This window comes from bacterium, assembly GCA_008933615.1.
Taxonomy (GTDB): Bacteria; CLD3; CLD3; order SB21; family SB21; genus SB21.
This window is the reverse complement of record WBUR01000038.1, coordinates 33,077-40,482: the sequence shown is the minus strand read 5'-3', so window position 1 is coordinate 40,482 and position 7,406 is coordinate 33,077. Positions and strand designations below refer to the sequence as shown.

3 protein-coding genes are annotated in these 7,406 nt (G+C 45.6%); 1 reads left to right on the top strand and 2 read right to left on the bottom strand.

The window, feature by feature from the left end; all coding sequences use genetic code 11:
- On the bottom strand, positions 1–1,186 hold a 1,186-nt coding region (locus F9K33_13360), incomplete at its 3' end, for a GNAT family N-acetyltransferase (GenBank protein KAB2878419.1).
- A gap of 177 nt (positions 1,187–1,363) precedes the next feature.
- Between F9K33_13360 and F9K33_13355 the strand changes: the two genes are divergently transcribed.
- Positions 1,364–2,152: a hypothetical protein gene (locus F9K33_13355; protein KAB2878418.1), complete on the top strand. Its 789-nt coding sequence runs from the start codon at positions 1,364–1,366 to the stop codon at positions 2,150–2,152.
- Between the two features lie 76 nt (positions 2,153–2,228).
- On the opposite strand, the gene F9K33_13350 is transcribed toward F9K33_13355, so the two are convergent.
- Positions 2,229–7,211 (bottom strand): T9SS type A sorting domain-containing protein, encoded by a 4,983-nt coding sequence (locus F9K33_13350; protein KAB2878417.1) that lies wholly within the window; start codon positions 7,209–7,211, stop codon positions 2,229–2,231.
- Between the last annotated feature and the right edge of the window lie 195 nt (positions 7,212–7,406).

Sequence of the window (7,406 nt, the reverse complement as noted above, 5' to 3'; positions counted from 1 at the left end):
GAGCTACTTCTCGCGCAAATTCCGTCATAGGCGGAACGAAAATGGCCATCATGGAATCGACATTGGGATCGGCCAGTAGGATTTGAAGCGCCTTTCCGTAGATAACGGCGTTTCCCCCTGCCGTCGTGTCGATCGGATTGGTGACGCTTGCATCGGGCGAGAGTATCTGACGCAGATCGTCTTTTGTTTTTTGAGATAATTCCGCTAAGGTCAATCCGTTACTGATCAATGCATCGGTTGCCATGATAGCCGGCCCGCCTGCATTGGATAATATCGCGACGCGGTCGCCGTGCGGCAAAGGCTGCTTATCAAAAGCCATCGCAAGGTCGAATAACTGTTCAATCGAGGGAACCCGGATCACGCCGGCTTGACGGAACATCTCGTCAACTATGATATCCGCTCCGGCTAAGGCTCCTGTATGCGACGATGCCGCGCGTGCGCCTGCTACAGTTCTTCCCGATTTCACGGCAATGATAGGTTTGAATCGGGTGATGCCACGCGCGATCTCTATGAACTTCTTCGGATTACCGAAGCTCTCCAGATACATAAGAATCAATTTGGTGTTTGATTCGTTCTTCCAGTATTCTAAAAGATCATTTCCCGATATATTAGGTTTATTGCCTATGCTGGCGAAACACGAGATCCCAAGCTGAAGTGCGGCGGCATTCTCAAGAATCGCAACGCCCAATGCGCCGCTCTGAGAAATAAAAGCGATCTGGCCTTTACTTAATCGGGTCGGGGCAAACGTGGCGTTCATTTGTACCTGCTCATCGTTATTGATAATGCCCATACAATTGGGGCCGACCATACGCATGCCGTACTGCTTGATTTTATCAACCAATTTTTGTTCCAGAGCGGCGCCTTCGGCTCCAACTTCCCTAAAGCCAGCAGTGATGACGATTAGCCCTTTAATTCCTTTTTCTCCGCATTCATCCACGACACCTAGAACAAGTTGTTTTGGCACGGTGATGATGGCCAGATCAATCTCGCCAGGGATTTCTTTCACTGAAGGGTAACATTTAACGCTGTGAATGGAGTCGGCGTTTGGGTTAACGGGATAAATGGCCCCTGTAAATTCATATTCGATCAAATTATGAATGATTTCACGTCCGATGGTTTGCTTCCTTCTCGATGCTCCAATGATCGCAATGGAGCGGGGTTTGAAGACTTTGTCCAGGTTGTTCAAGTTCTATTCCTTACTATATGAGATTGAGTATGTTGTTTTTTAACACTTACGCCGCCAACATAATACATTTTTTATAAACATGCACTTGTTTTTTGCAGGATAAATTTGAAAAAGGGGACATTTTTGTCGTATATTTATTCCGATGTAATTAAATGATGTTGTATTGGAGAGTGTAAAATGCGAATTGGATATTATCAATTTCGGCCGGGTTTTGGCCAAATAAAGAAAAATTTGGTTAAAGTAATTAATGCGCTTCATGAGGCAACGGCCGACTTGATCGTTTTACCGGAACTACCATTTACAGGTTATTATTTTCGCGATAGAGAAGAGACCATGAAGCTCTCAGAAGATCCGTCGGGATCAACTATTGTCGAAGCGTTAAGGGCATTGTGTAAAGAACGAAATTATCATATAGTCACGGGGTTTGCTGAAAGAAAAGCGGATAAATGTTTTAATAGCGCTTTACTCATCGGGCCGGAAGGACTTATGCACACATATCGAAAACTACATTTATTCAATGAGGAAAAGAACTGGTTTGATCCGGGAGATACTACTCTGCAGGTTCAAACGGTGCGCGGCGTAAAAATTGGAATGATGGTCTGTTTCGATTGGATTTTCCCGGAAGTCATGCGCACGCTGGTTCTGCAAGGCGCGCAGGTGATTTGTCATCCGTCTAATCTGGTGATGAACTATTGTCAGGATGCGATGCGTACGCGTTGTATAGAAAATATGGTTTATTCGGTGACAGCAAACCGTTTCGGGTCAGATAAACGTACTCACGGTGAATTGAAGTTTACCGGCCAAAGCCAGATCACGGCTCCAAAAGGTGTAGTCATTCACAAAGCGCCGTCTCAAAGGGAAATGTTATTCATAACGGAAATAGATCCTGATACCGCCTTGAATAAAAATATAACCGCTCTGAACGATCTGCAAAACGACCGCCGTCCTGAATTTTATTCTTTATAATCTTGTGATGAATGAAATAAAAAACGGATAACCGACATTTCGGTTATCCGTTTCATTGATTGAATTTCTTCTAGAATTATTTCATCAAAATCATTTTTCTCGACGTGTTAAAATTTCCGATTTGCAGACGATAAATGTAAATACCGGTGGAAACGGTTGATCCGGCGTCATTACGGCTGTCCCATAATACTTTCTGAACTCCTGCGCCTTGTAGCTCGCCACGAACCAGTTCCCGAACCTTTTGACCAAGAACATTATAAATCGTCAGTTGCACCCGGCTTTGTTTGGGTAACTTATACGAAATCGTAGTCGAAGGATTAAAAGGATTAGGATAATTCGCCAGAAGTTCAAACCGTTCAGGTACTTTTAATCTCAAAGATTTTTCCCAGTGAAACGTAATATCGCCATTGTATGCAATATCGGCCAATCGATAACTGACACTGTCGCCCGGCTTAACATCGGTATCCACGTATTGGTAATCCGTCGAGGAAGCCTTCGATCCTTGTCCGTCAATCGTTGCGATAGTCACGAATTCGGTATTAAGCGTTTTCTTTTGTACAAACCAATATGCATTTTCAATTTCTGATTCCGTTCTCCAGACGAGTTTTACATGTCCTACATTTTCTAATTCCGCTGCTTCGAACAAAGTCAATTCGACCGGCAGCGAGACGTCTGTATTCAATCCGCCAAAGGTTAGAAAATCTGTGTTCCCGTTCGTTAACGTAAACGACGTGCTGCTCGTCACAGTTCCTGTATTGCTGTTGGGTCCATCCACGTAGGAACCCGTAAATGCGGTTTGACCGCGGCTCGTCCAAAGACCGGTTCCGTTTATGCGCTGGGCTATGACAACATCTGTTGAACTGGATGTACCGCCGCCGGGTCTGCTGGCAACACCGTCTGCGATACCGCCGGCTCCGTTATTATCCCATGACAAACGAATCGTAGGATTGGTCATACTGCCGCTGTTATCAAAGTAAGTTACGTTCCAATGACGAATCTGAGAAACTACGGCTAAAGTTCCGTCAAGAATTCCGGATGTGGATGTAAGAGGCGGAACAATATTCGTTTCGATCTGCTCAACCGTGATGTGCTGGCCGGCGCCTGTAACTGTACCTACCGCTATAGTAACTGGCTGGTAACGGCCGCTTGGTTTTCCCACCGGAAATACACCCGAGACATTTGAACCCGTAGCATAGACCTTACGGACTTTGCCGTTAACGTAAGATGACGATGATCCGCTAGATACGGAAGAGGCGCTGTTTAGAGTGAGATAATCTGCGCCATTTGCAAAATTAATTAATCCGTCTGTCAGCGTTAGGGTTCCCGTTACCGTCGGCAAGCTCCCGTTGCCTATTGTAACGCCGTTTGAATTATTAATCGTCAGAGAAGGAAATGTGACAGCGCCAGTGATGGTTTGACCGGTTCCTGTTTGAAAAGATAACGTTCCGCTAGATGTAACAACCGATCCGCCGTTGGTTTCAAAATCTTTTGAATTTCCGGTAAATGAGGAATTGGATGATAGGGTTAGAGCACCGCCAGTTACAGTCACATCGCTTTGGAATATCAGAGTCTGCGAACCAAATGTTGCGTTGCCGCCAGGACTGAAATCGCCACTGAAAGTAACGTCAGGAGTTGCCCCCGTAGCTGAAACTGTCCCGCTGCCAGAATAGTTGCCTGTAAAGGTAACCAGACCAGCACCCGTATTCATTGATATGGTTCCGGTATTTGTCAGAGTATTAGAAAACGTAGTTGTGCCGGAACCGCTCACATTCAGGGTGCCACCATTAGTGAATGCGCCGCTGAATGTGGAGTTGCCTGTTGCCGTTGCTGCAATGGTCAATGTGCCGCCTGTGGTATTTGTTGTAGTGCCGACATTAATTCGACCGCTGCTTCCATCTACCGTGAGGATTCCACCGCTAACCGTTGCCGATGCTGTCGTATTGCAATTTCCGCCGCTTATGGTTAATGTCCCCGAACCCGATTTGGACAAAGTACCGGTGATTGTCAGATCACCTGTAATCGTAAGGCTACCAACGCCAGATTTAGTGAAATTTTGAGAAGATACATTTCCGCTGGTACTGATGGTTCCGCTGGAATTCGTCACGTTGAGGATGCCGTAAGTGGCTGGGTCAAGGGCTCCGGAACTTGAACTTGCAACGTTTGTTGTACTTGTTGCTCCAAAAGTCCGTTCGCCTGTAGTTGCTAAGCCCGAACCAGTAGTGATATTAAGCGTTGCTCCGTTTGCGAAATTGAAACCCGCATTATTTAACATACTGATTCCGCCTGTAGTTCCATTTATCGTCAATGTACCGTCGCTCAAGACGGACAACGAATCAGTGGATCCACCGGACAGAGCCGTGATGGTGATTGGCGTTGCATTTGTATTTGTAATGGAAAGCGCTACGGTATTTCCCGCACCGTCCCCAATAACTAACGACTGAATGGTTTGTGCCGTTGATCCGGACAAGGTTGCAGTGTATGATCCCGCTACTATCGAATTATCAAGAACTACATCATCAATGGAGCCAGGCAACACATCTCCATCCCAGTTTAGCTGGCTCGTCCACTGTCCATCCCCTGCTCCCGCGTCCCACTTTACTGTTGCACCACCTGAACCAAATGTGATTATTTGGTTATTAGTTGGAAATGCGGTAATGCCTGCAACTCTTATACTATCTACAGTTTCATCGCGCGTTTCTCCGGTTAGCAGCAAATAACTGGGATTAGTTGTCAAAGCTGCATTTTGCAAAAGCAGACGGTTACGGCTTTCCGGATTAAATCCGGCGTCCGTATAACGAGCCGTAAAATCGTAAGTCACACTACTTGGAGCTGTGCCTCCTACCCGTCGGAGTGTGTAGTATGCTGTCGTAGAAATGGATGAAACGCCAGGAGGTACATTACCACCTGGATTGGAGTTAAAATATTTCGCTTCGATCGTATCGTTGGCGCCGCCTGTAAAATCCTGATACCGGAATGTGGCTAACCGGTACTTAGTTCCAGTTTGCACACCTGTTGGAAATCTATAGGTACTATTATCCACCACAACAAAGCGAACTGCACCAGCCACAAATAAAGTTGAACTCTCGCCCCTGAAACCGCTGAGAACGGTCAAAGAGCCGTTCCCTTCTTGGACGAGAAGGCCTGAAGTAAAAATCACAGAGTCGACGATCACATTTTGTGCACTCAGAGTGACGTTCCCTGGATTTGATATCTTGAGTTTGCCATATGTGGGTATAGTGGATGGCACGGTTTCACCAGTGGAACCATTGAACTGAAAAGTACTTCCCGTTGCAAGCGTAAATATCGGTTGAGAAGCGGTGTGTCCAAAAAAAGTCTTACCGCCGGTAATGATGCTTGACGTACTATTTGCATCAACCGCGGGTAATGTAAGGTTATTAGCGCCAGTTGCCAACTCGAAGATACTGGAATTGTTAATGACAATTTTGCTGCCGCTGAGATCTGAAATAGTAAGAGTACCGGAACTATTAAGGAAACGCCCCCGTTCAATGACCAGCCTGCGTTTGACGGTCACTGCAGAAGCGCCTAACGTAACTGTTGAATCGTTCTGGGCAGTTCCAAAAGGTTTGTTAACATAAATTGAATTAATGGTCGAAGATCCAGTGATGGTTTGGTTTTGTGAGCCGATGAAGGCCAAAATTCCATTCAATGCCGTGGTATCGTAGGCGCCGCCGCCGCTGAGTCCTCCGACAAGATTGCCGCCAAGATAGAGTGTATCGTTACCAGCAGAAGGGTGCTTGATTTCGCCTGAATTGAGAGTGAGCACTTTATTTACAAAACGACGCCCTGAAGTAATAGTTACTCCGGCGGAATTATTCATGTAAAGGCTGTCAATGCTGGACGTGGTTGTCCATTCGTATGCTACAGTATGTGCTACGGTGCCATTAAATACAAGCCCTGCTCCGGATCCATATGTGATGCTTCCTGTTCCCGCGCTTAAAGACGGATTAGCTGTTGAACCGTCAACGATCAGTGTACCGCCATCAGGAATTGGTTTTGCCGAATTGATCGTATAAGTGCAGCTAATTGAAGGCGCAAACCGTACCTGGCTGGGCGCCTCGGTTGAGGAGGTCGGCCATTCATTGGAAATAGTCATTGCTGCACCGCCGTTGTTATACAAGAGTTTGCCTGAAGAACCGTAATCCAATAAAACGGGTTGGGTTAAACTGCTTCCAAAAGTGGGTTCACCCGATGTGCGTGCCAATGTACCATTGACGGTGAATGTTCGCGTAGTACCATTATTGCTACGAAAATCAACGGCACCATTCCCGGCGGATGTCGCCGCGGTACTGTTGATCGTGATGTTATTGTATGTTACATTGCGGTCAGACCGTACAACAGCTCGCCGGTTACCGACAAACTCTAACGTACCACTCGAAAAATCAGTTGCAGCAGTAATATCAATGACAATCATTCCGTGCGTTACTGAGTTATTGATATTGATATTACCTGAACCCGAAGTAAAACCTCCCGTTGTAATAGTCAAAATGGTCAAATCGATGTCAGCCGATGTATTGGCCGTCAACCCGCCTGTATTACTTACCGTGAGCTCACTGAATATTGTTTTTTGAGTGCCCTCTATTTTTTGGGCACTACCCCCTTGAAATGTTACTATTCCACCAGAGATATCGACGTCTCCGCTGGCAGACGAATTATTAGTGAAGTGACTGTTGAGGGAAACGTTAAACCCGTCGTTGGTGAGAATTCCACCTGAATTGATAGTTAGACTGTCAACAGTAATATCTTGATCGATATTAACGGCATGGGTATTCTGAATAATAAATGTGCTGTTGCCATCGGTTAGATCGGATGCTATTGGATTACCACCACCGCCACCTGCAATGTTATTCCAATTGGATAATGTACCAAAACTGGCGGTCCCTTGAGAATACCACGTTTGAGCGTTCAGTTGTATAGCTGATAAACACACAAATCCAAACAGCGAAACATACAACAATACTTTCGATCTGTTCCGGCCGCTTTTTGCACAGGACACATTTCGATTCTTAGGATAAACAGGTTCACTGTTACAATCTCTCATGATCCCTTTACTCCAAATGGTGATAGCTAACCGCACCAACTGACTTGTGATTAGTTAGTAATAAAGCGACAGCATGTATCTTAAATTCGATTATTAAGTATAATATCCTTTCCTTGGTACGAAAGCAAGCTTTTTTTGATAAAAATTGAGATTTTTAAGTATATGTATATTCTGCTAAATAGGCGCGATTTTGCC